Origin of the sequence: Variovorax paradoxus, from assembly GCA_016806145.1 — a bacterium.
GTDB lineage: Bacteria > Pseudomonadota > Gammaproteobacteria > Burkholderiales > Burkholderiaceae_C > Variovorax.
In genome coordinates this window covers 3,401,084-3,427,274 of the sequence record CP063166.1, presented here as the reverse complement: position 1 = coordinate 3,427,274, position 26,191 = coordinate 3,401,084, and the positions used below count along the sequence as shown (strand labels likewise).

The following is a 26,191-nucleotide window of genomic DNA, read 5'->3' as shown; positions in this document are numbered from 1 at the left end:
CGCGTTAATGTCGTTTGTCGGCGCGGCCTTCGCGGGCGCACGATGCGGGCTCGATGTCATCTTCTTCCCGCCGCTCCGCTTCCGTCCCCGCCACTCTCGCGGCCTCCGTCTCCACCACCGACCGCGACTCCCGCCACGCCGCGCTCTCGCTCGGGCTCGCGCTGCCGGGCGACGTGGTGCTCTACCTGCTGCTGCCGATGTATGCCGCGCAGTTCGGCGTCACGCTCGCCGAGGCGGGGCTGCTGCTCGCGGCCAACCGGCTGGTGCGCATCGCCGGCTATGGCTGGGTGGCCGACTTCTATGCGCGCCACGGCGACCGCCGCACCTGCACGCTGGCCGTCGCGGGCGCGGTGCTGTGCTGCCTCGGCTATGCCACGCTCTCGGGGCTGTGGTTGCTGCTGCCGCTGCGGCTGGTCTGGGGCCTGTGCTTCGCGGCCTTCAACCTTTCGACGCAGGCGCTGGCCACCGCCGACCCCGTGGGCGCCGCGCGCCGCAGCGGTCGCTCGCGCGCCTTCATCGCGCTCGGTCCGGTGGTGGCGCTGCCGCTGGGCGCGGTGCTTGCGCACTGGAGCGGGCCGCGCACCATCTTCTGGCTGCTGGCCGCGGTGGCGCTGCTCGGGCTGCTGGCCGCGCGCCGGCTGCCGGCGGCACCGCATCCGGTCGCGGTGGCGGGCAAGCGCTTCCAGCGGCCGAACAGCCTCGACGGCTGGTCCTTCATGGAAGGGCTGGCGCTCGACGGCCTGTTCATCGTCGGCCTCTCGTACCTCGGCAAGGACCTGCTGCCGGGCGCCGCGGTGGTGGTGGCCGGCCTGCTGATGGCGCTGCGCTATCTCTCGGAGATCGCGCTCAGTCCCGTGGGCGGCCGCATGGCCGAGCGCTTCGGCGCCGAACGCCTGCTGGTGAGCCTGTCGCTCATCACCGCGCTCGCGCTCGTGGGCTTCGGCCTGGGCTGGCTCTGGAGCTGCGCGGCGCTGATCGTGGTGCTGCGCGCGCTGCAGCTGCCGCTGATCGCGCCCATCGTCGCGCACCGCACGCCCGGACCCGAGCGCGTGCAGGCGCTGGCCGCGCGCTCGACCTGGCGCGACATCGGCGCGGGGGCCGGGCCGGTGCTGGCCGGGCTGCTGCTGCCCATTGCCTCGTCGGCCTGGGTCTACGGCGTGGCGGCGGCGCTGCTGGCCGGCATGGCCATCGCCTGCGGGCGCAGTGCCGCGAAACTCGAGGCCTCCCCGGATTCCCTTCACCATCGACCGTCATGACCCACGACCCGCACGCGATCCAGACCCTGGCCCAGCTCCAGGCCCTGTTCGGCCAGCCCGGCGAAGCCTCGCTCAAGAAGGAGATCGACTGGCTGCATCCGTCCTACCGGGCGCTGATCGAGGCCTCGCCGTTCGCCGTGCTCGCCACCCTCGGGCCGGACGGCCTCGATGCCTCGCCGCGCGGCGACCCGCCGGGCTTCGTGGCGGTGAAGGACGAGAAGACGCTGTGGATGCCCGAGCGCCGCGGCAACAACCGCATCGACAGCCTGCGCAACATCGTGGCCGATCCGCGCGTGGCGCTGCTGTTCCTGATCCCGGGCGTGGGCGAGACCCTGCGCGTCAACGGCCGCGCGCGGATCACGGCCGATCCCGCGCTGCTCGCGCGCTTCGCGGTGGAGGGCAAGGCGCCGCAGTGCGTGATCGAGATCGCCGTGGACACCGTGTTCTTCCAGTGTGCGCGTGCGATCCAGCGTTCGCGGCTGTGGGCGCCGCGGCCCGACGAGGCGCGGCCCGACGTGCCCACGCCCGGCGCGATCCTGTCGGCGCTGACCGATGCCGCCTTCGACGGCGCGAGCTACGACCGCGAGCTGCCGGCGCGGCAGAAGGCCACGCTGTACTGAAAGGCGCGGCAAAAAATATTTCGCCGGAGATTGAGGGTTCGGGGCCCGTCGTTCGTCTTCAGGAGGTCGGTCCCGTTCCGATCCTCGAAGACAGCGAAGAAAGCCCCGCCCGCCATGCACCCCGCTACGTCCCCGTTCCAATCCCTGCAGCCGCCCGCCGCGCCGCGCCGCCGTTCCAGGTCCTTCGTGCTGCGCTGGTGCGGCAACGGCTGCGGCGAGGTGGCGGTGGTCGGGCCGCTGGGCTGGTGGCCCTGCTGCTCGAAGGCGTGCTGGGAGGCCTGGCGCGAGCTCGAGGCGGCCAAGGCCGCGGGGGCGGCGACCCTGGCCGGCGCGGCGGTGCGCGCCGGACCCTGAGCGCGCTCAGGCGCGGCCGGGCGCCGCGGCCTGCTCGGTGCGCGCGTCGTGGCCGATGATCAGCACCAGCACGAAGGCCACGGCCGCCAGCAGCGCGAGGAAGATCACCGCGTAGATGTCGTTGCCCATGCGGTCCTTGAGCGTGCCGAAGATGGTCGGGCCGATGTAGCCGCCGAGGTTGCCGATCGAGTTGATCCAGGCGATGCCCGCGGCCGCGGCGGTGCCGCTGAGGATCGCGGTGGGCAGGGTCCAGAAGGTGGGCAGGGCGCTGAAGATGCCGAAGGCCGCGAGCGTCACGGCCGCCATCTTCGGCACCGGCGCGCTGGTCTCGGCCGCCAGCACCAGGCCGACGAAGATGCAGGCCAGCGGGATCAGCAGGAACCACTTGCGCTCCTTGCGCGCGTCGGAGGCGCGGGTCCAGAACAGCATCGCGATCGCGCCCACCAGGTAGGGGAAGGCGTTGATGAAGCCGATCTCCACGTTGCCCAGCCCGCCGAAGCCCTTGATGATCTGCGGCAGGAAGAAGCTCAGGCCGTACAGCGGCACCGTGATGCCCATGTAGACGAAGCCCAGGCCGATCACGCGCGGGTTCAAGAGCGACTGCCTCCACGAGATCTGGTTGATCGACTCGCGGTTGCGCCGCTCGGCGTCGAGCGTGCCCTGCAGCCAGGTGCGCTCCTCGTTCGTGAGCCACTTCGCGTCCTTCGGACCGTCGGGCAGGTAGAACAGCACGAAGAAGGTCAGGATCAGCGAGGGGATCGCCTCGAGGATGAACAGCCATTGCCAGCCGTGCATGCCGCCCATCCCGTCCATGTTGAGGATGAAGCCCGAGATCGGCGAGCCGATCACGGTGGAGATCGGGATCGCGAACATGAACCAGCCGACGATGCGCGCGCGGTAGGCCGAGGGGAACCACAGCGTGATGTAGAAGATGACGCCCGGGAAGAAGCCGGCCTCGGCGATGCCGAGCAGGAAGCGCACGACGTTGAAGCTGGTCGAGCCGCCGACCCAGGCCTGGGCCGCCGACAGGATGCCCCAGCTGAACATGATCCGCGCGATCCAGCGGCGCGCGCCGAAGCGCTCGAGCGCCATGTTGCTCGGCACCTCGAACAGGAAGTAGGCGATGAAGAAGATGCCGGCCGCGCTGCCGAACACGGCCGCGCTGAAGCCCAGGTCCTTCGACATGGCGGCGCCGGCGAAGCCGAGGTTCACGCGGTCGAGGTAGGCGATGAAGTAGCTGACCATGAGCAGCGGCAACAGCCGCCAGCTCATCTTCGAGATGGTTCTCTGCTCGATCGGATTCACGTGTTGTCTCCTGTTGTGTGTGTGATATGGGAGGCGTTGAGGAAAGCCGCGGCCGTCGCCGGCCGCCGGACCATGTTAGGCCGCTGGGCCCGGCATTCCTGACACGGAAATGACCGAGGCGGGAAAGCACGGGGCAGGGTGCTTGTGCACCTTCCGCGGCTGGCCTGCATCGGGCCCGGGACTCGACCGGTTCGCGCAAATGGTTATCGCTTTTCCATCGTTCCGGCCCCCGGGGCGCGGGTATAGCCTTCGTGACGATCCACGCTTTGCCGAGCCGTCCCGATGTCCACGAACGCCGCTTCCTCCCCGTCTTCCTCCCCCACCGAACCCACCGCCTCCCGGGGTCCCTCCGTCGCCTGGATCGCGGGCGTCGGCGCGAGCGCGGGCCTCGGTGCCGCGCTCGCGCGGCGCTTCGCGCAGGAGGGCCTGGTCGTCGCGCTGACCGGCCGCACGCCGCAGCAGCTCGAGGCCGTGGCCGCCGAGATCGCGGCCGCGGGCGGCACGGCCCATGCCTTCGCGGCCGACGTGGCGAGCGAGGCCGAGGTGCACGGCGTCGGCCAGCGCGTGCGCGCGCTCGGGCCGTTGTCGGTGGCGGTGTTCAATGCCTCCAGCGCGGCGCGCGCGCCCACGCTCGAGATCTCGGTCGAGCAGTTCACCCAGGCCTGGCGCACCAGCACGCTCGGCGGCTTCGTGTTCGCGCGCGAAGCGCTGCGCGGCCTGCTGGCCAATCCCTTCGACGGCGCGGTGCCCGCGGGGCGCGGCAGCCTGCTGTTCACCGGCGCCACCGCCGCGCTGCGCGGCAAGCCGCCGTTCGCGGCCTTCGCGGCCGCCAAGGCCGGGCTGCGTTCGCTGAGCCAGAGCCTGGCGCGCGAGTTCGGGCCGCAGGGCATCCATGTCGCCCATGTCGTGATCGACGGCGGCATCGACGGCGAGCGGCTGCGCAGCGGCTCGCCGCAGCGCGCGGCGCAGGCCGGCGAGGACGGGCTGCTGCAGCTCGATGCCATCGCCGAGAGCTACTGGCAGCTGCATGCCCAGCATCGCAGCGCCTGGACGCAGGAACTCGACCTGCGGCCGTTCAAGGAACCCTTCTGATTCAGAACGAGGAGCGCATGAGTTCCGCATCGCCATTCAGTCCGCACGAGCATCCGCTCATCGCCACCCTGCCGTCGGTCGAGGCCGAGCTCAACTACCTGAAGCCGGGCCAGGGCCGGCCCGCGAGCTACACCTTCGAGCCGCCGCCGGGCACGCCCTGGGTCACGGGCGAGCTCGAGGCGCGGCGCGTGGCCATCCGCGACGGCCGCCCGCTGGTGGCGCTGCGCGAGCTCTCGCTCGACCGCAGCGGCTTCACCCAGATCGCGCACCGCAGCGTGCTGGCCGACTTCTCGCAGGACGCGACCATCCGCGACATCTACTACCGCGAGTCGGAAGCGCTGCTGCGCGACGTGACCGGGGCCGAGAAGATCGTGGTGTTCGACCACACGCTGCGCGACAGCGCCCAGGGCTCGCGCCGCACTTCGGAACTGCGCGAGCCGGTGCGCCGCGTGCACGACGACCAGACGCCGGCCTCGGCGCGGCGCCGCGTCACCGACCACCTGCCGCCCGACGAAGCGGCCGAGCGGCTCGCGAAGCGCTTCGCGATCGTCAACCTGTGGCGGCCGCTGGCCACGGTGGAGCGGCTGCCGCTCGCGCTGTGCGATGCGCGCTCCATCGATCCCTCGGACCTGGTGCCCAGCGACCTGATCTACCCCGACAAGGTGGGCGAGACCTATTCCTTCACCTGGAACCCGAAGCACCGCTGGTACTGGTTCCCGCGGCTGCGGCCCGACGAGGCGCTGCTGCTGAAGATCTTCGATTCGCGCGAGGACGGCACGGCGCGGCTCACGGCCCACACGGCCTTCGAGGACCCGACCGGCTCGCCCGAGGCGCCGCCACGCCGCAGCATCGAGCTGCGCGCGCTGGTGTTCTGGGACAAGCCGTGAGCGCGCGCAAGCAGCTGCGCCTGGGCGCCTTCATGCGCCCGGTCAGCATCCATACCGGCGCCTGGCGCTATCCGGGCGCCTGGCCCGACGCCAACTTCAACTTCGAGCGGCTCAAGCAGCTCGCGCAGACGCTGGAGCGCGGGCGCTTCGACGCCTTCTTCATGGCCGACCACCTCGCGCTGCTCAACATGCCGATCGAGGCCTTGCAGCGCAGCCACACGGCCACCTCGTTCGAGCCCTTCACCCTGCTGTCGGCGCTGGCGCAGCACACGCAGCACCTGGGGCTGATCGCCACCGCCTCGACCACCTTCGACGAGCCGTTCCACATCGCGCGTCGCTTCGCCTCGCTCGACCACCTGAGCGGCGGCCGCGCGGGCTGGAACATCGTGACCACCTCGAACCCCGACGCGGCGCTGAACTTCGGCCGCGAGGACCACATGGAACACGACGCGCGCTACGACCGGGCGCGCGAGTTCTACGACGTGGTGACCGGCCTGTGGGACAGCTGGGCCGACGACGCCTTCGTGCGCGACGTCGACAGCGGCCGCTTCTTCGATCCGGCCAAGCTGCACGTGCTGGGCCACAAGGGCGAGCACCTGTCGGTGCGCGGGCCGCTGCATATCGCGCGGCCGGTGCAGGGCTGGCCGGTGATCGTGCAGGCCGGCGCCTCGGAGGCCGGGCGCCAGCTCGCGGCCGAGACGGCCGAGCTGATCTTCGCGGCACCGGGCACGCTGGCGAACGCGCGCGCCTTCTATGCCGACGTCAAGTCGCGCATGCGCAAGCTCGGGCGCGATCCCGGGCACCTCAAGATCCTGCCGGGCGCCTTCACCATCGTGGCCGACTCGGTCGACGAGGCGAAGGCGATCCGCGCCAAGCTCGACAGCCTGGTGCACTACGACAGCGCGATCGCCTCGCTGTCGATCGCGCTGGGCCACGATGCCTCCAGCTTCGACCCCGACGGCCCGCTGCCCGAGGTGCCGCCCACCAACGCGAGCCAGAGCGGACGCGAGCGCGTGATCGAGCTCGCCCGGCGCGAGAACCTCACGGTGCGCCAGCTCGCGCAGCGCCTGGGCGGCTATGGCGGCCTGGCCTTCGTCGGAACGGCCCGGACCATCGCCGACGAGATGCAGGAATGGCTCGAGAGCGAGGGCTCCGACGGCTTCAACGTGATGTTCCCCTGGCTGCCCGGCGGGCTCGATGCCTTCGTCGACCGCGTGGTGCCCGAACTGCAGCGCCGTGGCATCTTCAGGCAGGAATACGAAGGTCGTACCCTGCGCGAGAACCTCGGGCTGCCGCGGCCGGTCAACCGTTTCTTTTCCGGAAATTAGCGGAGCCGGGGCGAGGGGACACTGGGCGCGCCGCCGGCGCGCGGGCGGCGCATTGGCGACAATCGCTCCAATGCGTTCCTCTCCCTTCTTCCGCATGGCCCTGCTGCTGGGCCTGCTCTCCGCCATCGGTCCCTTCGCCATCGACATGTACCTGCCGGCCCTGCCGGCGATCGGCCAGAGCCTGCGCGCCGACATCGGCGCGGTCCAGATGAGCCTCACGGCCTTCTTCATCTCGCTGGGCGCGGGCCAGCTGCTGTACGGGCCGGTCTCCGACATGGTGGGCCGCAAGCCGCCGCTGTACGCGGGCCTCGCGGTGTTCGCGATCGCCAGCGTGGGCTGCGCGCTGGCGACCGACATCCAGACCCTGATCGCGCTGCGCTTCATCCAGGGCCTGGGCGCCGCGGCCGGCATGGCGATTCCGCGCGCGGTGGTGCGCGACCTGCACACCGGCACCGATGCCGCGCGGCTGATGTCGCTGCTGATGCTGGTGTTCAGCATCTCGCCGATCCTCGCGCCGCTGGTGGGCAGCGGCGTGATCGCGGTCACCGGCTGGCGCGGCGTGTTCTGGGCCGTCACCATCGCGGCCGTCGCCGGCCTCGCGATGATGGCCACCTTGCTGGCCGAGACCCGGCCGGCCTCGGAGCGCGTCGAGAGCAGCATCGGCAGCGCGCTCGCGGCCTACTGGCTGCTGCTGCGCGACCGCCACTACCTCGGCCTGGTGTTCATCGGCAGCTTCGCGATGGCGGGCTTCTTCACCTACCTCGCGAACTCCTCGTTCGTGATGATCGACCACTACGGCCTGTCGCCCGCGCTCTACAGCGTGGCCTTCGGCGTGAACGCCGCCGCCTTCTTCGGCGCCTCGCAGTTCAACGGCGCGCTCGGCGAGCGCTTCGGCCTGGCGCGGCTGGTGAAGTTCGGGGTGGCCGGCTGCGGCGTGGCGATGGTCGCCATGTTCGCCTACTACGCCATGGGCGGCGACAGCCTGTGGGTGATGATCGTGCTGTACTTCATCGCCTCGGGCTTCATGGGCTTCGTGATCCCGACCACCGGCGTGCTGGCGCTCGAGATGCACGGCGCGATCGCCGGCACCGCCTCGGCGCTGCTGGGCACGCTGCAGATGCTGACCGGCGCGGTGGCGATGGCGGTGGTGGGCGCCTTCACCGACGGCGGCCCGCTGCCGATGGTGACCGGCATGGCCGCGGGCGCGCTGATCGCCGGCCTGCTGACCTGGCTCACGCTGGGCGGCGACCGCGGCACGCAACCGGCGCGCCGGGTGCAGGAGGCCTGATGAGCAGCGTGGCGGCCAGCGTGGGCACCGAGGGCGGCGCGCGCGTCATCGACGGCCTCGACCAGCCCGCGCGGCGCTGGTCGATGCTGGTGATCATCCTCGGGCTGATCGTCTCGGTGCTCGACGGCACCATCGTCAACCTCGCGCTGCCGGGCATCGCGCGCGAACTCAACGCCAGCGCCTCGCAGTCGATCTGGGTCGTCAACGCCTACCAGATCGCCATCCTCGTGATGCTGCTGCCGCTGGCCTCGCTGGGCGACCTGGTCGGCTACCGCCGCGTCTACCTGGTGGGCATGGCGGTGTTCACGCTGTCCTCGGCGGCCGCGACCTTCGCCAACTCGTTGACCACCTTGATCGCCGCGCGCGCCTTCCAGGGCCTGGGCGCGGCCGGCATCATGAGCGTGAACGCGGCGCTGGTGCGGCTGACCTATCCGTCCTCGCAGCTCGGCAAGGGCATGGCGATCAACTCGCTGGTGGTCGCCACCTCCTCGGTGGCCGGGCCCTCGGTGGCGGCGGCGATCCTGTCGGTGGCCTCGTGGCCGTGGCTGTTCGCCATCAACGTGCCGCTGGGCATCGTCACCTTCGCGCTCGGCATGAAGGCGCTGCCCTTCAACCGCGTGGCGCCGGCCGCGGGCCTGCGCTTCTCGCCGATCGACGTGACGCTCAACGTGCTGATGTTCTCGCTGGTGTTCCTCGGCGTCGACCGCCTGGGCGTGCGCGAGGGCGGGGTGGAGGCGGGCGGCCCGCCGCTGAGCGCCTGGCTCACGCTGCTGGCCGGCGTGGCGGTGGGCTTCGTCTACCTGCGCCGGCAGCGCTCGCTCGCGGTGCCGCTGTTCCCGATCGACCTGCTGCGCATCCCGGTGTTCGCGCTCTCCATGGGCACCTCGGTGGCGGCCTTCTGTGCCCAGATGCTGGCCTACATCGCGCTGCCGTTCCTGCTGCTCGAGGTCTACGGCCGCAGCCATTTCGAGGCCGGCCTGCTGATCACGGCCTGGCCGCTGGCGATCGTGGCGATGGCGCCGCTGGCCGGCCGGCTGATCGGCCGCTATCCCGACGGGCTGCTCGGCGGCATCGGCCTGGGGCTGATGGCCGCCGGCCTGTTCTCGCTGGCGCTGCTGCCGGCGCACCCGGTCAATGCCGACATCGCCTGGCGCATGGCGCTGTGCGGGCTGGGCTTCGGGCTGTTCCAGTCGCCGAACAACCACACCATCGTGACCTCGCCGCCCGCGCACCGAAGCGGTGCAGCCAGCGGCATGCTCGGCACGGCGCGGCTCACCGGCCAGACCCTGGGCGCGGTGGTGCTGGCCGGCGTCTTCAGCCTCTGGAGCCCGCACGGCGGCCACGGGCCGGTGGTGGCGCTGGTGCTGGCCGGCTGTTGTGCCGGTATCGCCGCAATCTTCAGCAGCTTGCGGCTCAGGACGACGGGACACGCGGGCTGAATAGGTTAGGGTACGGCCCCATGAAGGAAGTACCTGACACGGTGGTATGCCCGGGCTGCGATGCGGTCTATGCCCGCGCCGAACTGCAGCCGCGCGAGGTCGCCCATTGCGCGCGCTGCGGCACCGAGATCGGCCGCCATCCGGGCGCGCAGGAAAGCCGTATCCTGCCGCTGACCGTGACCAGCCTCATCATGTTCGCGATCGCCAACCTGTTCCCGATCGTCGAGATCGAGCTGCAGGGCCTGCGCAGCCAGACCACGCTGGCCGGCGCGGTGGTGGTGCTCGGCGCCGAGGGCATGTCGGTGGTGGCGCTGCTGGTGCTGGCCACCACCATCCTGTTCCCGCTGCTGCAGTTGTGCATCCTGGTCTACCTGCTGATCCCGCTGCGCCGCGAGCATCGGCCGCTGGGCTTCGCGATCCTGGTGCGGCTGATGCAGTCGCTGCGGCCCTGGGGAATGATCGAGGTGTTCCTGCTCGGCGTGCTGGTGGCCGTGGTCAAGCTCTCGAGCATGGCGACGGTGGTGCCCGGGCCCGCGCTGTGGGCCTTCGTGGCGCTCACGGTCACGCTGACGGCGGTGCTGTCGTTCAACCCGGGCGCGTTCTGGGAGACGACCTTCCGCGCCGCCGGCGACGAGGACAGGGAGAGGGCTTCCGCATGAAGTTCCCGTCGTTGCGCAGGCCGCCCCCGCCCGAACCCGAACCCGCCGCCGACACGCCGGTGGTCACCGCCGCCTCGCTGGGCCTGCTGGCCTGCCCGCACTGCGCGGCGGTCTGGCAGGACGCGCAGGAGGGCGAGGCCTGCGGGCGCTGCGGCACGCACCTGCACACGCGCAAGCCGCAGAGCCTCACGCGCACCTGGGCCTTCCTGATCGCGGCCTGCATCATGTACATCCCGGCCAACCTGCTGCCGGTGATGATCACGCGCACGCTGTTCGGCGCGCAGTACGACACCATCCTCAGCGGGGTGATCTATTTCTGGGTCTCGGGCGCCTACGGGCTCGCGGCCATCGTCTTCATCGCGAGCTTCCTGGTGCCGCTGTTCAAGCTGGCCGTGCTGTTCCTGCTCGTGGTGATGGCGCAGCGCGGCAGCAGCTGGCGGCAGCACGAGCGGGCCAAGCTCTATCACATCATCGAGATCATCGGCCGCTGGTCGATGCTCGACGTGTTCGTGGTGTCGCTGCTGACCGGGCTGGTGCAGATCCAGGGCTTCGCGGTGATCACCGCGGGCGTGGGCATCGCGGCCTTCGGCTCGGTGGTGGTGCTGACCATGCTGGCCTCGCTGAGCTTCGATCCGAAGCTCACCTGGGACAGCCGGCAGGCACAGGCGATGCAAGAGAGTTTCGAGAACAGGGAAGAACAAGCAGCATGAGTGAAGAAGACCAACCGCAAGACCGACCGGCGCCGTCCGCGCCGCCATTGCCGAGGCCGCAGGTCAAGCGCCGCCGCGAGTGGCTGCCCTCGCTGATCTGGCTGATCCCGATCGTGGCCGCGCTGGTGGGCGTGATGCTGGTGGCGCGCATCCTGATGGAGCGCGGCCCCGAGATCGTGCTGACCTTCAAGACCGCCGAGGGTCTCGAGGCCGGCAAGACCGCCGTCAAGTACAAGGACGTGCAGATCGGCCTGGTGCAGAGCCTGCGCCTGGCGCGCGACCGTTCGCACGTGCGCGTGCTGGTGCAGCTCAACAAGGAGGCCGAAGGCTTCACCTCCGAGGACTCGCGCTTCTGGGTGGTGCGGCCGCGGCTCGACACCTCGGGCATCTCGGGCCTGAACACGCTGCTGTCGGGCGCCTACATCGGCGCCGACGCCGGCGTGTCGAAGGAGAGCGCAGGCGAGTTCAAGGGCCTGGAAACGCCGCCCATCGTCACGCGCGACGACTCGGGCCAGCAGTTCCTGCTGCGCGCCGCCGACATCGGCTCGCTCGACGTCGGCTCGCCCGTGTACTTCCGCCGCATCAAGGTGGGGCAGGTGGCGGCCTACGAGCTCGACGGCGACGGCCGCGGCGTGACGCTGCGCGTGTTCGTCAACGCGCCCTACGACAAGTTCGTGGGCGTCAATTCGCGCTTCTGGCAGGCCAGCGGCATCGACGCGCAACTCAGTGCCAGCGGCTTCACGCTGCGCACCCAGTCGCTCGCGACCATCCTGCTCGGCGGCATCGCGTTCCAGGCGCCCGACGACGCCATGGGCCCGCTCGCGAAGGAGAACACCGCCTTCATGCTCGCGCCCGACGAGGTCACGGCGATGAAGGAGCCCGACGGCCCCTCGCAGACGCTGCTGATGTATTTCAACCAGTCGCTGCGCGGCCTGGTGCCGGGCGCGCCGGTCGATTTCCGCGGCGTGGTGATCGGCGAGGTCAAGTCGATCGGCGTGGAGTTCGACCGCGCCGAGCGCGAGTTCCGCATGCCGGTGCTGGTGCAGATCTATCCCGACCGGCTGCGCCGCCGCAGCGTCGATCGCACCGACGAGAAGGAGCCGCGCTTCTCGCAGCAGGAGCGCCTGCGCTTCCTCACCGAGAAGGGCCTGCGCGCGCAATTGCGCAACGGCAACCTGATCACGGGCTCGGTCTATGTCGCGCTCGACTTCTTCCCGAAGGCGCCGCCCGCGAAGATCGACCTGACGAAGAGCCCGATCGAGCTGCCGACCATGGCCAACAGCCTCGACGAGATCCAGTCGCAGGTGCAGGAGATCGCGAGCAAGCTCAACAAGGTGCCCTACGAGCAGATCGCGCAGGACCTGCGCACCACGCTGGCCACGCTCAACAAGACGCTGACCGCCGCCGAGCAGACGGTGAACCGCATCAACAACGACGTGACACCCGAGCTGGCCGCCGCCATGAAGGACGTGCGCAAGACCGTGAACTCGGCCGAGCGCACGCTGGCCGACGACTCGCCGCTGCAGCAGGACACGCGCCAGATGCTGCAGGAGCTCACGCGCGCCGCCGGTTCGGTGCGCGTGCTGACCGACTACCTCGAACGCCATCCCGAATCGCTGCTGCGCGGCAAACCGGACGACAAGAAATGACGAAGCACAGCAGAACCTTCCTCGCCGGCATCGCGTTGCTGGCCGCGCTCGCGGCAGGTTGCGCGAGCAAGCCCGACAGCTACTACACGCTGGCCAGCAGCGTGCCCGCGGACCAGGTCGCCGCGCCCGCCGCCAGCGGCACCGTGCCGCTGGCCATCGAGCTCGCACCCGTGGCCGTGCCCGAGCGGCTGGCGCGGCCGCAGATGGTGGTGCGCAAGCCCGGCGGCAGCGTGCAGGTCGAGGTGCTCGAGCAGCACCGCTGGGCCTCGTCGTTCGAGAACGAGCTGCGCGACGCGCTGGCCAGCGGCATCGCCACGCGCCTGGGCGCGCTCGATGTCAGCAAGGGCGGCCGCCCCAACGTGCAGCCGGTGTGGCGCATCGCGGCGCAGCTCAAGCAGTTCGACGCCGTCGACGGCGGCCGTGTCGAAGCGGCCTTCAGCTGGACCCTGCGGCGCGCCGACGAGCCGCGCACGCTGGTGTGCAGCTTCGAGGCCGGTGAACCGGTGGGCACCGGCATGGACGCGGTGGCGCAGGGCGCCCAGCGCGTGACCGCCGCCGTGGCCGCGGCGATGGCGCGCAGCGTGGCCGCGGCGCGCGCGAATCCGTCGGCGACCGCCTGCGCCATTTGAACGTGGCCGTTGCGCGTTAGCCGCGCGGCAGGGTGGGCGCGGCGGATGAAGCTCTGGACTGCGTGATGCCAGGAAGAAGCGGAGACCAGCGATGACACAGATCGGCAAGACGCCCTGCGACGACACGCTGATCCGGCACGGCACCGGCCCCGTCGACGACACCGGCTGCCCCGAGGCCTCACGGCCCTGGGTGCTGGCCGCGGCCATCGTCGGCTCGAGCATGGCCTTCATCGACGGCACCGTCGTCAACGTCGCGCTGCCCGCGATCCAGGCCGACCTGCGCGCCACCGCCTTCCAGGCGCAGTGGGTGGTCGAGTCCTATGCCTTGCTGCTGGCCGCGCTGCTGCTGGTGGGCGGCGCGCTCGGCGACCACTTCGGGCGCCGCCGCGTGTTCGCGATCGGCGTCGCGCTCTTCGCGCTCTCGTCGGTGGCCTGCGCGCTCGCGGCCAGCGTGCAGCAGCTGATCGCCGCGCGCGCGGTGCAGGGCATCGGCGGCGCGCTGCTGGTGCCGGGCAGCCTGGCGCTGATCAGCGCGGCCTTTTCCGAGAAGGCGCGCGGCAAGGCCATCGGCACCTGGTCGGGCTTCAGCGGCATCACGGCCGCCGTGGGGCCGGTGCTCGGCGGCTTCCTGGTCGATCACTTCTCGTGGACCTGGGCCTTCCTGGTCAACGTGCCGATGGCGCTGCTGGTGCTGTGGATCTGCTGGCGCCACGTGCCCGAGAGCCGCGGCGCCTCGGCCGGCGGCGGCCTCGATCCCTGGGGCGCGCTGCTGGCCACGGCCGGGCTCGGCGGCATCGTCTATGCGTTCATCGAGGCGCCCACGCAGGGCTGGACCTCGGCGGCCGTGCTCGCGGCGCTGGCCCTCGGCCTCGCGGGCAGCGCGGGCTTCGTCGCCATCGAGCGGCGCGTGCGCGCGCCGATGCTGCCGCTCTCGCTGCTGCGCATCGGCAACTTCAGCGGCGCCAACCTGCTGACCCTGCTGCTCTATGCGGCGCTCGGCGGCGGGCTCTATTTCTTCCCGCTCAACCTGATCCAGGTGCAGGGCTGGTCGGCCACGGCGGCCGGCGCGGCGCTGCTGCCCTTCATCCTCATCATGTTCGCGCTCTCGGGCTGGGCCGGCCAGCTGGTCGACCGCTTCGGGCCGCGGCTGCCGCTGGTGATCGGGCCCGCGATCGCGGCCGTGGGCTTCGCGCTGTTCGCGCTGCCCGGCGTGGACGCGAGCTACTGGAGCGGCTTCCTGCCGGCCGTGGTGGTGCTGGGCCTGGGCATGACGGTGACCGTGGCGCCGCTCACCACCACCGTGATGAACGCGGTCGGCCCCGAGCTCGCGGGCGTGGCCTCGGGCGTGAACAACGCGGTCTCGCGCGCGGCCGCGGTGCTGGCCATCGCGGTCTTCGGCGCGATCATGGCCCGGGCCTTCGACGCGGCGCTGGCCGAGCGGCTCCAGGCCGCGGGCGCCTCGGCGCAGGTGACGGTCTTCTTCGAAGGCGAGCGCGCCAGGCTCGCCGGCGCCGCCATGCCGCCGGGCGTGGATGCGGCCACGGCCGAGGCCCTGCGGCGCGCGGTGGCCGAAGCCTTCGTCGCGGGCTTCCGCTGGGTGATGCTGCTGAGCGCCGGGCTGGCGCTGCTCAGCGCGGCGAGTGCGTGGCGCATGATCGGCGGCAAGGGCGCGACTCAGGTCGGCTGAAGCCCCGGACGCGTCGCCAAGGGCTGGGCCTCAAGCCGTCGGCCTGCGCTCAGGCGCCGCGGCGTCGCTGAGCAGGGTATCGAGCTCGGCCCAGAGCGGATCGCACTGGCCGGCCCTGTAGGCGGCGGCCTTGAAGGTGGCGTGCTCGCCGCGGTAGGTCTCCCACAGGTCGCGATGGCCATCGGCCACGCAGGCGCGCACGTTGGCCAGTCGGTCGGCGGCCTTCACGGTCAGCGCGAGTTCCTGTTCGCCCTTCACATGCGACATGGCGGCATAGGTCCGGGCCTTGCGCTCCTTGCGGTTGGCACCGGGCGCGTCGCTCAGCAGTGCCACGCAACCCGCCACCAGCGTGCCGAAGCGTTCGGCGATGTCGGCCACGGTGGCGTCGGTGTCTTCCACCACGTCGTGCAGGTAGCCCACGACCTGCGCCTGTTCCCCATATGGCCGCAGCAGCGCGACCACTGCATCGAGGTGGTGGACGTAGGGGTGCACGCCGTACTTCTGGTCGCCGTGCATCTGGATGGCGTAGCTTCTCGCGGCGTCGGGGGAGGTCTCTGGGGTCATGCGGACAACCCTAGCGGGTCGTGTGTTCCGTGGCAATGGTGAGGGGGCCGTGTTGTCGTAGGCCGGGGGCGAGCGCGCGCCGACGGGGTACTCCCCTCCGCGAATGTCCCCCGCCTTCGGCTCCTCCTTTATTTCGCTGCGGGGAGTACCCCGCCGACGCGCGCCAGACGCGCAGCAGTTGATCGGCCGGCATCACCGCAGCGCCCACGTGCACAGGGCAGCGGGTGCTTCCCGCAGCGAAATCAAGGAGGAGGCCGAAGGCCGGGGGACATTCGCGGAGGGAAGTACCCGCTGTCCTGTGCACGCGCCCCCAGCGCCCCCAAAACCCGCCGTTTACGAAGGAAAACACCTACCGAATCAACATTGCAACGCCATTGGTGTATCGATACAGTAAATCGTTCCACCAAACGGGCGTTCGACCCCACAGGAGACAAGCCATGACCTCGATTTCACGCCGCCGCTTCGTCCAGTCATCGTCGGCCCTGCCGCTCGCGATGGCGGCCGCCGGCACGGGATTCACGCCCTTCGTCGCCGCGCAGGACAAGAAGACCGTCGCGCTGCGCCTGTCGTCCTCGCACGTCGCCGACCTCAACTCCTCGCACTTCGCGTGGAACCAGCTCATGCAGGTCAACCTCAAGAAGGCCGTCGGCGAGCGCATCCGCATCGACTACTTCCCCAACAACCAGCTCGGCAAGGAAAGCGACGTCGTCCAGCAGGTCAAGGTCGGCTCCATCGACATGATGCTCACCGGCTCCTCGATCTGGGCCACCGTCACGCCGCAGTTCGGCATGCTCGACCTCGGCTACCTGTTCGACAGCTACGAGCACGTCGCCAAGGCCCTTGACGGCGGCGTCGGCGCCAAGCTCAACGACATGCTCGTCAAGAGCACCGGCTGCCAGGTCATCACCTGGGGCCAGCACTACGGCGCGCGCAACGTCTACACCAAGCAGCCCGTGAAGTCGCTGGCCGAGGTGAAGAACGTCAAGCTGCGGGTGCTGCCCACGCCCGCCTTCATCGAGACCTTCAAGATCATGGGCGCCATCCCCACGCCCATCTCCTTCGGCGAGCTCTACATGGCCGCGCAGACCGGCGTCGTCGACGGCTTCGAGCACGATGCCGCCACCGTGCTTGCGAGCAAGCTCAACGAGGTCGTCAAGCACTGCTGGATGACCGAGCACCTGTTCAGCCCCATGGTCTGCATCGCCGGGCGTCGCGCCATGGACCGCATTCCGACCGACCTACGCCCGGCCTTCCTCAAGGCCGCGGCCGAATCGACCGCGCAGCAGCGCCAGATCGGCGCCGAGAAAGGGCAGGGCGCCATCGAGGAACTCAAGAAGCTGGGCCTGAGCTTCACGCCCATGGCGAAGAACGAGCGCGACCAGGTGCGCAAGGAGATGGAGGCCAGGCTCTGGTCGGCCTTCGCCAAGCAGTATCCCGAGACCGGGCCGCTGTTCGCCGCCATCAACGCCGCCCGCGCCTGACCGGCATGTCCAGCGTCCTGCCTCCGATGGCTCCGGTCACGCCCGCCGTCCTGCCGCCCCTGTCGCCGCTGCCGGCCGCGGGCCACGGCCACGATCCGCGCGCCCTGGGCTTCAGCACCGCCCACCGCGCGGGCCGCGGCCTCGCCTGGCTCACGCGCGCCATGGAGAACGTGGCCGGCGTCGTGCTCGCGATCGATGTTCTCATCGTCTTCGTCTCGGTCGTGTTCCGCTATTTCCTGCACGACCCCTTCGACTGGGCCGAGGAGGTCGCGCGCGCGCTGATGGTGATCCAGGTCTTCTTCGGCGCCGCCACCGTGCTCGCGCGCAGCCAGCACGTGGGCGTCGACCTGTTCCGCGGCCTGCTGCCCGCGCGCTGGCAGCCCGCGCTGATCCAGTTCGGCAACTGGATCGTGGTCGGCGTCTCGGCCAGCCTGCTCGCCTCGTCGTGGGAGCTGCTGCTCGACGCCTACAACATGACCACGCCGATCGGCCTGCCGCAGTGGATCTACGTCTACCCGGTGGTCATCGGCAGCCTGTTCATGACCTTGTTCGGCCTCGCCAACGCCGTCAACGGACCGGCCCGGCGCGTGTGGAGCACCCTGGCCGTCGGCATCGCGCTCACCGCCGCCGTCGTGGGCTGGAACACCTTCGTGCCCGGCCACGCCATCGCGCCCTGGATGCTGCTGACCGCCGGCTTCCTCGGCGGCCTCATGCTCGGCGTGCCGATCGCCTTCGTGCTCGCGCTCTCGTCGCTGGTGTTCTTCATGGCCGATCCCTCGCTGCCGATGCTGGTCTATTCGCAGCAGGTCATGGCCGGCACCGACCACTACGTGCTGCTCGCCATTCCCTTCTTCGTGCTGGCCGGCCTGCTGATGGAATCCAACGGCATGTCCTCGCGGCTGATCGAGCTGCTGCTGCGCATGTTCGGCCGCCTGCGCGGCGGCCTCGGCCTCATCACCATCACGGCCACCGCCTTCTTCTCGGGTGTCTCGGGCTCCAAGCTGGCCGACATCGCCGCGGTCGGCGGCATCATCATGCCAGCCGTGCGCAAGACCAAGCAGGATCCGAACGAGACCGCCGGCCTGCTGGCCTGCACCGCCGTGATGGCCGAGACCATCCCGCCGTGCATCAACATGATCATCATGGGCTTCGTCGCCAACATCTCGATCGCCGGGCTGTTCATGGCCGGCCTCGTGCCCGCCGTGGTGCTCGCGCTCTCGCTGGCCGCGGTCACCATCTACGTCGGCGCGCGCATCGACCCCGACCAGGCCTTCGACGTGCGCACGCCCATGTTGCGCCTGCTCGGCGGCGCGCTGGTCGCGCTGGTGATGGTGGCGATGATCGGCAAGGGCGTGACCTCGGGCGTCGCGACCTCGACCGAGGTCTCGTCCTTCGCCGTGGTCTACGCGCTGGTGGTGGGCTGGCTGGCCTTCCGCGAGCTCACCTGGTCGTCGGTGGCGCGCCTGTTCGTGCGCTCGGCCTCGATGGCCGGCAGCATCCTGTTCATCGTGGCGGCCGCGTCCAGCCTTTCGTTTGCGCTGACAATCCAGCAGATCCCGCAGTACCTGTCGTCGTTCATGATCGAGTTCGCGCACGCATGGGGCAGCACCATGTTCGTGATGCTCTCGGTGCTGATCATGATCGTGTTCGGCGCCATCCTCGAGGGCGCGCCCGCGCTCATCATCTTCGGGCCGTTGCTGACACCGATCGCGGCGCAGCTGGGCGTCAATCCGCTGCACTTCGGCACCGTGATGGTCATCGCCATGGGCTTCGGCCTGTTCGCGCCGCCGGTGGGCCTGGGCCTGTTCGCCACCTGCGCCATCACCGGCACGCAGGTGAAGGACGTGGCGCGGCCGATGATGAAATACCTCGCGGTGTTGTTCGTCACCCTGGTGCTGCTGGTGCTGGTGCCGGCCTTCTCGGTCTGGCTGCCGACGCGCATGGGGCTGTGACGACGCACGACCGCAGGACCGCGATGAACCCGAAAGGACCCCGAAAACCGTGAGCAGAATCAGCGATGTCGCCCAGCGGGCGGGCGTTTCGACCAGCACCGTGTCGAACGTGTTGAACGGCCGCGTGGACCGCATGGCGGCCGCCACCCTCGAGCGGGTGCAGGACGCCATCCGCGAACTCAAGTACCGGCCCAACACCTCGGCGCGGCAGCTCAAAACCGGCCACACGCCGCTGATCGGCCTGCTGGTGCCGTCGATGGCCAACCCGATGTACGGCTTCATCGCGCGCGAGGTCGAGGCGCTGGCGCAGGAACGCTACGGCTTTCGCATCATGATCGGCAACACCTACCGCGAGAAGGAACGCGAGGCGCGCTTCTTCGAGGACCTGATGGCGCACGGCGTGCGCGGCGTGATCATCATCTCGTCGCTGATCGACGAGCAGCACGTCGAGGCCGCGGCCGAGCGCGGCCTGGTGGTGGTGAGCTACGACCGGCGCGCCACGCCCGGCGAGGCCTCGGTGATCGACCACGTCACGGTCGACAGCTTCGAGTCCTCGCGCATCGCCACCGCGCACCTGATCGAACGGGGCCACCGGCGGCTGGCCTTCGTCACGCCCTCGGGGCGCACCATGAGCCGCAACGAGAAGATCCAGGGCTTTCTCGCGGCCGCCCGCACGGCCGGCCTCGAGGCCAGCGCGCGCGTGGTCGAGGGCCTGCCGGTCGACGAATACGGCGACTCGATGATGAGCGAGCTGGGCCGCACCCAGGCCAGCCAGCTCGCGCAGCTGCCCGAGCGGCCCACCGGCGTGGTCGGCGTCAACGATCTGCTGGCCTACGGCCTGATGGCGGGCTTTCGCGATGCCGGGCTCGCGGTGCCCGACGATGTGTCGGTGGTCGGCATCGACAACGTGTTCCTCTCGACCCTGATGTACCCCGCGATGACCTCGGTGCGCGTGCCGGTGCCCGAGATGGCGCAGGTGATGGTCGAGCGCGTGATGAGCCGCCTGGCCGACGGCGCGCTGCCCGCGGGCGAGTTCCTGTTCGCGCCCACGCTGGTGGCGCGCGACTCGGTGGCGCCGCCGCGCGGCTGAGGCCGCCTTCTTTTTTCTTCCTGCCTTAACCATGACCACGGTTTTCGTCAGCCATCCCCAGAGCAAGCTCGCCCACTACTTCGGCGAGCACGCCAGCAACGCGCTGCGCGCCTTCGCGCAGGTGCGCTTCAACCCCGAGGACCGCGATCTCTCGTCGCACGAGATCGCCGAACTGGCGCGCGACTGCGACGCCATCGTCTCCTACCGCCAGACCGTGGGCGACGAGGCGCTGTTCGCCGCGCTGCCCAAGCTGCAGGCCTTCGTGCGCTGCGCCATCGACATCCGCAACGTCGACCTCGCCGCCGCCAGCCGCCACGGCGTGCTGGTGACGCAGGCCAGCGCGGGCTTCATCGCCTCGGTGTCCGAATGGATCGTGGGCGCGATGATCGACCTCGCGCGCGGCATCAGCGTCTCGACCGCGCTCTACCACGCGGGCCTGCCGGTGCCGCCTGCCATGGGCCGCGAGCTGCGCGGCGCCACGCTCGGCGTGATCGGCTACGGCCAGATCGCGCGCTACCTCTGCACCGTCGCGCAGGCGCTCGGCATGCGCGTGGTGGTGCACGATCCCTTCGCGGCGGTGGCGCAGCCCGGCATCGCGCAGGCCGGCTTCGGCGAGCTGCTCGCCCAGTCCGACTTCGTGGTGTGTCTCGCGGCGGCCACCGAAGACACCGAGAACCTCATGAACGCCACCGCCTTCGCGGCGATGCGGCCGGGGGCCTTCTTCATCAATGCCGCGCGCGGCAACCTGGTCGACGAGGACGCGCTGGTCGCCGCGCTCGACGCCGGCACGATCGCGGGCTGCGCGCTCGACGTGGGCCGCGCGCCCGATCAGATGCCGTCGCCCGCGGTGGCGCGCCATCCGCGCGCGATCGCCACGCCGCACATCGGCGGCCTCACGCCGCCCGCGGTCGAGCACCAGGCGATGGAAACCGTGTCGCAGCTGGCCGAGATTTTCCAGGGCCGGGTGCCGAAGGGCGCGGTGAATGCCGCCGAGGCCCATCGCTGGCGCCAGGCCTTCGGCGTGCCGGCCTGATCCCTTTCCCCATCCACCGAGAGCCCCCATGGAACCGACCCGGAACGCGCGCTATGCCGGCGCCTGCGACTGCCATGTCCACATCTACGAAGACCGCTTCCCGCTGATCCCGAACGTCGCCTGGGTGCCGCCGCATTCGCCGGTGTCGGCCTACCGCGAGCAGGTGCAGCAGCCGCTGGGCATCGAGCGCGCAGTGGTGGTACAGCCCACGGGCTACGGCTTCGACAACCGCTGCACCCTCGATGCGCTGGCGCAGTTCGGCGAGGCGGCGCGCGGCATCGCGCTCTTGGCGCCCGATGCGCCCGACGCCGAGATCGCGCGCCTGCATGCGGGCGGGATGCGCGGCGTGCGCTACATGATGATCGGCGGCGTGCTCAGCTGGGAGTCGCTGCCGGGCATGGCCGCGCGCATGGCCGATGCCGACTGGATGATCAACCTGCAGCTCGACGGTCGCACCATGCCCGAGCACGAGGAGGTGCTCAGGAAGCTGCCGTGCCGGCTGGTGCTCGACCACAACGGCAAGTTCCTCGAACCGGTGGCACCCAGCCATCCCTCGTTCCAGTCGCTGCTGCGCGTGATCGACGCGGGCCGGGTGTGGATCAAGCTCTCGGCACCCTACGAGACCTCGAAGAGCGGCGCGCCCGGCTACGACGACGTGAGCCTGCTCGCGCGCACGCTGGCCGAGACCTTTCCCGAGCGCTGCCTGTGGGCCAGCAACTGGCCGCACCCGGGACGCGATCCGCGCCCCGAGAGCGCGCCGCTGTACGACCTGCTGTTCACGTGGGCCGCGAGCGAGGACACGCGCCGGCGCATCCTGGTCGACAACCCGGCCGCGCTGTACGGGTTCAAGGCCTGACGCGGGCCCCGGGGAGGGCGGATCCGAAGCCCGCCATAATCGGCGCTCCCGTCTTCTTGAACCGCCTCAGGTCAGCCACGCCGCGTCGAAGCCAACCTGCCTCCTGGACTTCGACCCACCCTTGCCGGTGCCGGCGCGCCCGTGTTCGAACGCTACTACCGCGAACTGCTGAACTTCCTGTCCCGCAAGGTGCCGGACCGCGCCACCGCGGCCGACCTCGCGCAGGAGAGCTATGCACGCGTCTACGAGGCGCAGCGCGCGGGCAGCGTGGTGCGCGATCCGCGCGCGCTGCTCTACCGGGTCGCGCGCAACCTCGTCACCGACCATCACCGGCGCAACAGCGTGCGCGCCGGGCTGGCGGAGGCCGAGGCCGAGGAGGGCCTGGGCGAGCCCGACGACTGCATGGGCCCCGCGAGCCTCGAGCCCGACGCGGCGCTGGCCTCGAGCCAGGGCCTGGCCGCGATGATCGCCGCGATCGACGGCCTGCCGCCGCGCTGCCGCGAGGCCTTCGTGCTCTACAAGTTCGACGGGCTCTCGTATGCCGAGGTCGCCGAGCGCATGGGCATCTCGACGCGCACGGTCGAGATGCAGCTGCGCATCGCGATGGCGGCCTGCTGGGACTGTCTGGAGCGCGACGGGAAATGAAACAAGCAGCCACGATGAACCGAAGACAGACCGCGTCCTACAGGGTTGGCGCCCGTTCGTGCGTCTCCATCTCCAGGGACACCCTCGCCACATGAATTCGACGCCACCACCGGAAGACGCATCGCGCCTGCGAGAGGAGGTGCTCGACTGGTTCGTGCGCCGCCAGCGCGAGGGCTGGAGCGCCAGCGAGGAGCGCGCGTTCCAGGGCTGGCTGGTGGCCGATCCGCGCCGCGCCGAGGCCTGGCGCGCGTGGGAATCGCGCTGGCGGGCCGTCGACGCGATCCCGGCGGCGACCGTGACCGGCTGGCGCGAAGGCTTCGCGGGCCGCGCGGCCACGCCCACGCGACGCGGCTTCATGAGGCCGGCGCTGGCGCTGGCCGCCACCGGCATGGCCGTCGGCGCCGGCTACCTGGGCTGGCGCGAGTTGCAGGCGCAGCCGGTGTTCGTGCAGGCCTTCGCCACGCGGCGCGGCCAGCAGCTCGACCTGCCGCTGCCCGACGGCACGCGCCTGCGGCTCGACACCGCGACCCGCATCGAGGTGCAGCTGTTCCGCGACCGGCGCGAGGTGCGGCTGCTCGAGGGACAGGCGGTGTTCGCCGTGCAGTCCGACGCCGAGCGGCCGTTCTCGGTGCTGGCCGGGCCGCTGGAGGTGCGCGTGGTCGGCACCCGTTTCGCGGTGCGCCACACGCCGGGGATCGACGGCGCGGACGGCACGCGGGTGTCGGTGGACGAGGGCCGGGTGCGGGTGGCGCGGCGCGAGCGCACGCGGGACGGTGCCTGGGCCGCGCCCTCGGCCGCGAGCCTGCGCGAGGCGGTGTTCCTGGTCGCCGGCCAGCAGCTCGAGAGCGATGCCCGGGGCCTGCTCGGCCCGGTGGCGGCGGTGCCGGGCGAGGGCATCGCGCCCTGGCGCGAGCACCGGCTGAGCTTCGTCGACACGCCGCTGGGCCGCGCGCTGTCCGAGCTCGAGCGCTACGGCCCCACCGGCCTGGTGGTGAACGATCCGGCCGTGGCAGCGCTGCGGCTGACCGGCACCTTCGACCCGCGCGATCCGCGCACCCTGCGCCGCGCGCTGCCGAGCGCCTTGCCGGTGCGGCTGAAGGAGGCGGGCGCGGTCGCCGAGCTGGTCGCCGCGCACTGAGAGAAAGAGCGGCGCCGCCGGGCACCGGAAAAAATTTTCGGCGGGACTACGGTATTTCCCGCGCTTCGTGCGTCAACCCAGATGAGAACCATTTGTATTCAAAGTCTGGAAACGTAGATGAACCGCTTGACATCGAAGCCGGCACCGCTGGCCCTGGCCCTGGCGCTCGCGCTGGCCCACCTGACCGCATCGGCCCAGGCGCTGCCGGCCGACCCGGTGCCGATCCGCATCGCGGCCCAGCCGCTGGCCGAGGCGCTCAACGACTGGGCGCGGCAGACCGGCGTGCAGCTCGTGGTGCAGCAGGGCCTGGTGGCGGGCAAGACCGCGCCGGCGGTCGCGGGCCGGCTCGCGCCGCGCCAGGCGCTCGACCAGTTGCTGGCCGGCAGCGGCCTGGCGGCCAGCGTGGAGGGCAACGCCGTGGTCATCCGCACCCTGGTGCCGGGCGCTTCCAATGCGTCGCTGCCGGCGGTCACCGTGCAGGCCGAGGGCGAGCAGAGCGCCACCAGCCGCGTGCAGGGCTACGTGGCCCGGCGCAGCGCCACCGGGACAAAGACCGACACGCCGATCATCGAGACGCCGCAGTCGATCTCGGTGATCACGGCCGACCGCATCGAGGCCATGGGCGCCACCAACCTCAAGGATGCGCTGGGCTACACGCCGGGCGTGTCGACCACCACCTACGGCGCCGACTCGCGCTACGACTGGATCTCGCTGCGCGGCTTCGATGCCTACTCGCCGGGCTTCTACCTCGACGGCCTGCCGCTGCGCAACAACGGCACCTGGGGCGTGTGGCGCACCGAGAACTACGGCTCCGAGCGCATCGAACTGCTGCGCGGCCCGTCGTCGGTGCTCTACGGCATGAGCGGCCCGGGCGGGGTGGTCAACGTGGTCAGCAAGCGGCCCACGGCCGAGCCGGTGCGCGAGCTGCAGGTGCAGTTCGGCGACAACGCGCGGCGCCAGATCGCGGGCGACTTCGCGGGCCAGCTCGATGCCGAGGGCAAGCTGCTCTACCGCATCACCGGCGTGCTGCGCGATGCGCAGCTGCCGGCCGCGAAGGAGGCCGACGACCACGGCTACATCGCGCCCTCGCTGACCTGGAAGCCCTCGGCCGACACCAGCCTCACCCTGCTGTCGATGTTCACCCGCACGCGCGGTGGCGTCTACACGCGCGCGCGGCCCACCATCGGTTCGCTCGAGCCCACCGCGATCGGCACCTACATCCCGTCGAAGCTGTTCACCGGTGAGCCTGGCTTCGACCAGTTCAACCAGGACCAGCGGATGATCGGCTACCAGTTCGAGCATCGCATCGACGGCACCTTCACCGTGCGGCAGAACGCGCGCTACGCGGCGCAGAAGCTCGACTACCGCGGCGTGCAGGCCTCGGGCTTCGTGAGCCTGAACCCCGACGACGCCAACGACATCGCCAACTTCACGCAGCTCTCGCGCAGCGTGTTCGGCAGCCGCGAGAACATCGGCGCGGTGGCGCTCGACAACCAGCTGCAGGCCGATTTCCGCACCGGCGACGTGACGCACAAGCTGCTGGTGGGACTGGACTACCAGCGCACCCGCATCGACCAGGTCACCTTCAGCGGCGGCAGCGCGCCGCCGCTGAACATCCACGCGCCGGTCCATGGCGGTGCCTACGACATCCCGGCGCCGTACTTCGACGGCATCACGCGGCTGAACCAGACCGGCCTCTACCTGCAGGACCAGATCAAGTGGGGCGAGCGCTGGTCGCTGACCCTGGGCGGGCGCTACGACGATGCCGAGAGCTCGGTATTCAGCCGCCTCGACGGCTCGACCCAGCGCATGCGCGACCACAAGTTCACCAGCCGCGCCGGCCTGGTCTACCTGCACCCGAGCGGCTGGGCGCCGTACCTGAGCTACACCGAGTCGTTCGCACCCACCGCCACCATCGACCCGGTGTCGGGCAACCCCTTCAAGCCCGAGGGCGGCAAGCAATACGAAGCCGGCGTGCGCTACCAGCCGCCCGGCGGCAAGGCGCTCTACAGCGCCGCCGTCTTCGATCTGAAGCGCAACAACTACATCAGCTACGACGCCGACTTCGTGCCCAAGCAGACCGGCGAGATCTCGGTGCGCGGCCTCGAGCTCGAGGCCACGGCCGAACTGGTGCCGCGGCTGAACTTCACGGCCTCGTATGCCTACACGCCGCGCGCCATCGTCACGGCCAGCGCCAACAGCGCCGAGATCGGCAAGCAGGCCACTGCGGTGCCGCGCCACCGCTTCGCGGTCTGGGCCGACTACCGCTTCGCCAACGGCGTGAAGCTGGGCCTGGGCGCGCGCTACACCGGCACCAACTACGGCGACGGCGAATCCACCGCGCCGACCAAGGTGCCGGCGGTGACCGTGTTCGACGCCATGGTCGGCTACGACATCGACCGCTGGAGCCTCGCGCTCAACCTGCGCAACCTCACCAACAAGACCTACTTCGCGAACTGCGGCTACGTGGCCTGCTACTACGGCTACCCGCGCACCGCGGTGGCCACGGCCACCTACCGCTGGTAGGGC

23 protein-coding genes are annotated in these 26,191 nt (G+C 70.8%); 21 read left to right on the top strand and 2 right to left on the bottom strand.

Going from position 1 to position 26,191, the window contains the following annotated elements; all coding sequences use genetic code 11:
- Positions 1 to 53 precede the first annotated feature (53 nt).
- The 3 genes from INQ48_16120 (at position 54) to INQ48_16110 (ending at position 2,230) form a co-directional block, all read left to right on the top strand.
- The gene (locus tag INQ48_16120) at positions 54 to 1,256 is read left to right on the top strand and encodes an MFS transporter (GenBank protein QRF54967.1); all 1,203 of its coding nucleotides are present in this window, start codon (positions 54 to 56) and stop codon (positions 1,254 to 1,256) included.
- Positions 1,253 to 1,876, top strand: coding sequence for a pyridoxamine 5'-phosphate oxidase family protein (locus INQ48_16115; GenBank protein ID QRF54966.1), 624 nt, complete (start codon positions 1,253 to 1,255; stop codon positions 1,874 to 1,876). Before INQ48_16120 ends, INQ48_16115 begins: the two co-directional genes overlap by 4 nt.
- Before the next feature lie 114 nt (positions 1,877 to 1,990).
- Positions 1,991 to 2,230 carry a hypothetical protein gene (locus INQ48_16110; GenBank protein QRF54965.1) on the top strand — a complete coding sequence of 80 codons (240 nt, stop codon included), beginning with the start codon at positions 1,991 to 1,993 and terminating at the stop codon, positions 2,228 to 2,230.
- Positions 2,231 to 2,236: 6 nt separating this feature from the next.
- On the opposite strand, the gene INQ48_16105 is transcribed toward INQ48_16110, so the two are convergent.
- Positions 2,237 to 3,535: an MFS transporter gene (locus tag INQ48_16105; GenBank protein QRF54964.1), complete on the bottom strand. Its 1,299-nt coding sequence runs from the start codon at positions 3,533 to 3,535 to the stop codon at positions 2,237 to 2,239.
- A 282-nt stretch (positions 3,536 to 3,817) separates the two neighbouring features.
- Between INQ48_16105 and INQ48_16100 the strand changes: the two genes are divergently transcribed.
- From INQ48_16100 to INQ48_16055, 10 genes are all read left to right on the top strand, one after another.
- Positions 3,818 to 4,627, top strand: coding sequence for an SDR family NAD(P)-dependent oxidoreductase (locus INQ48_16100; protein QRF54963.1), 810 nt, complete (start codon positions 3,818 to 3,820; stop codon positions 4,625 to 4,627).
- A 17-nt stretch (positions 4,628 to 4,644) separates the two neighbouring features.
- Complete coding sequence (locus tag INQ48_16095; protein QRF54962.1) at positions 4,645 to 5,514, top strand: methyltransferase; 870 nt, start codon at positions 4,645 to 4,647, stop codon at positions 5,512 to 5,514.
- A complete protein-coding gene (locus INQ48_16090; protein QRF54961.1) occupies positions 5,511 to 6,842 on the top strand; it encodes an LLM class flavin-dependent oxidoreductase in 1,332 nt (443 codons plus the stop codon). The genes INQ48_16095 and INQ48_16090 overlap by 4 nt, the downstream gene beginning before the upstream one ends.
- Positions 6,843 to 6,912: 70 nt before the next feature.
- A complete protein-coding gene (locus tag INQ48_16085; protein ID QRF54960.1) occupies positions 6,913 to 8,130 on the top strand; it encodes a multidrug effflux MFS transporter in 1,218 nt (405 codons plus the stop codon).
- A complete protein-coding gene (locus tag INQ48_16080) occupies positions 8,130 to 9,569 on the top strand; it encodes an MFS transporter (GenBank protein QRF54959.1) in 1,440 nt (479 codons plus the stop codon). The genes INQ48_16085 and INQ48_16080 overlap by 1 nt, the downstream gene beginning before the upstream one ends.
- 20 nt (positions 9,570 to 9,589) lie before the next feature.
- Entirely contained in the window at positions 9,590 to 10,228 is a 639-nt protein-coding gene (locus INQ48_16075) for a paraquat-inducible protein A (GenBank protein ID QRF54958.1), read from the top strand.
- Positions 10,225 to 10,938, top strand: a complete 714-nt coding sequence (locus INQ48_16070) for a paraquat-inducible protein A (protein ID QRF54957.1) — start codon at positions 10,225 to 10,227, stop codon at positions 10,936 to 10,938. The genes INQ48_16075 and INQ48_16070 overlap by 4 nt, the downstream gene beginning before the upstream one ends.
- A complete protein-coding gene (locus INQ48_16065) occupies positions 10,935 to 12,587 on the top strand; it encodes an MCE family protein (GenBank protein ID QRF54956.1) in 1,653 nt (550 codons plus the stop codon). Before INQ48_16070 ends, INQ48_16065 begins: the two co-directional genes overlap by 4 nt.
- Positions 12,584 to 13,216, top strand: coding sequence for a membrane integrity-associated transporter subunit PqiC (locus INQ48_16060; protein QRF54955.1), 633 nt, complete (start codon positions 12,584 to 12,586; stop codon positions 13,214 to 13,216). Before INQ48_16065 ends, INQ48_16060 begins: the two co-directional genes overlap by 4 nt.
- A gap of 91 nt (positions 13,217 to 13,307) precedes the next feature.
- A complete protein-coding gene (locus INQ48_16055; protein ID QRF54954.1) occupies positions 13,308 to 14,903 on the top strand; it encodes an MFS transporter in 1,596 nt (531 codons plus the stop codon).
- A gap of 30 nt (positions 14,904 to 14,933) precedes the next feature.
- Here the strand turns inward: INQ48_16055 and INQ48_16050 are convergent, their stop codons facing one another.
- Positions 14,934 to 15,467, bottom strand: coding sequence for a bifunctional (p)ppGpp synthetase/guanosine-3',5'-bis(diphosphate) 3'-pyrophosphohydrolase (locus tag INQ48_16050; protein QRF54953.1), 534 nt, complete (start codon positions 15,465 to 15,467; stop codon positions 14,934 to 14,936).
- 437 nt (positions 15,468 to 15,904) lie between these two features.
- Here INQ48_16050 and INQ48_16045 point away from each other — a divergent pair, with 437 nt between their 5' ends.
- The 8 genes from INQ48_16045 to INQ48_16010 all read left to right on the top strand — a co-directional run bounded on the left by INQ48_16045 (position 15,905) and on the right by INQ48_16010 (position 26,188).
- Positions 15,905 to 16,948, top strand: a complete 1,044-nt coding sequence (locus tag INQ48_16045; GenBank protein QRF54952.1) for a TRAP transporter substrate-binding protein — start codon at positions 15,905 to 15,907, stop codon at positions 16,946 to 16,948.
- Between the two features lie 26 nt (positions 16,949 to 16,974).
- Complete coding sequence (locus INQ48_16040; protein QRF60754.1) at positions 16,975 to 18,900, top strand: TRAP transporter large permease subunit; 1,926 nt, start codon at positions 16,975 to 16,977, stop codon at positions 18,898 to 18,900.
- A 49-nt stretch (positions 18,901 to 18,949) separates the two neighbouring features.
- Entirely contained in the window at positions 18,950 to 19,990 is a 1,041-nt protein-coding gene (locus tag INQ48_16035; GenBank protein ID QRF54951.1) for a LacI family DNA-binding transcriptional regulator, read from the top strand.
- A 31-nt stretch (positions 19,991 to 20,021) separates the two neighbouring features.
- On the top strand, positions 20,022 to 21,023 hold the full coding sequence (locus INQ48_16030; protein QRF54950.1) for a hydroxyacid dehydrogenase: 1,002 nt from the start codon (positions 20,022 to 20,024) through the stop codon (positions 21,021 to 21,023).
- A 28-nt stretch (positions 21,024 to 21,051) separates the two neighbouring features.
- Complete coding sequence (locus INQ48_16025) at positions 21,052 to 21,879, top strand: amidohydrolase family protein (protein ID QRF54949.1); 828 nt, start codon at positions 21,052 to 21,054, stop codon at positions 21,877 to 21,879.
- 141 nt (positions 21,880 to 22,020) lie between these two features.
- Complete coding sequence (locus INQ48_16020) at positions 22,021 to 22,524, top strand: sigma-70 family RNA polymerase sigma factor (protein ID QRF54948.1); 504 nt, start codon at positions 22,021 to 22,023, stop codon at positions 22,522 to 22,524.
- Positions 22,525 to 22,615: 91 nt separating this feature from the next.
- On the top strand, positions 22,616 to 23,662 hold the full coding sequence (locus INQ48_16015; protein QRF54947.1) for a FecR domain-containing protein: 1,047 nt from the start codon (positions 22,616 to 22,618) through the stop codon (positions 23,660 to 23,662).
- A 117-nt stretch (positions 23,663 to 23,779) separates the two neighbouring features.
- Positions 23,780 to 26,188 carry a TonB-dependent siderophore receptor gene (locus tag INQ48_16010; protein QRF54946.1) on the top strand — a complete coding sequence of 803 codons (2,409 nt, stop codon included), beginning with the start codon at positions 23,780 to 23,782 and terminating at the stop codon, positions 26,186 to 26,188.
- Positions 26,189 to 26,191 lie beyond the last annotated feature (3 nt).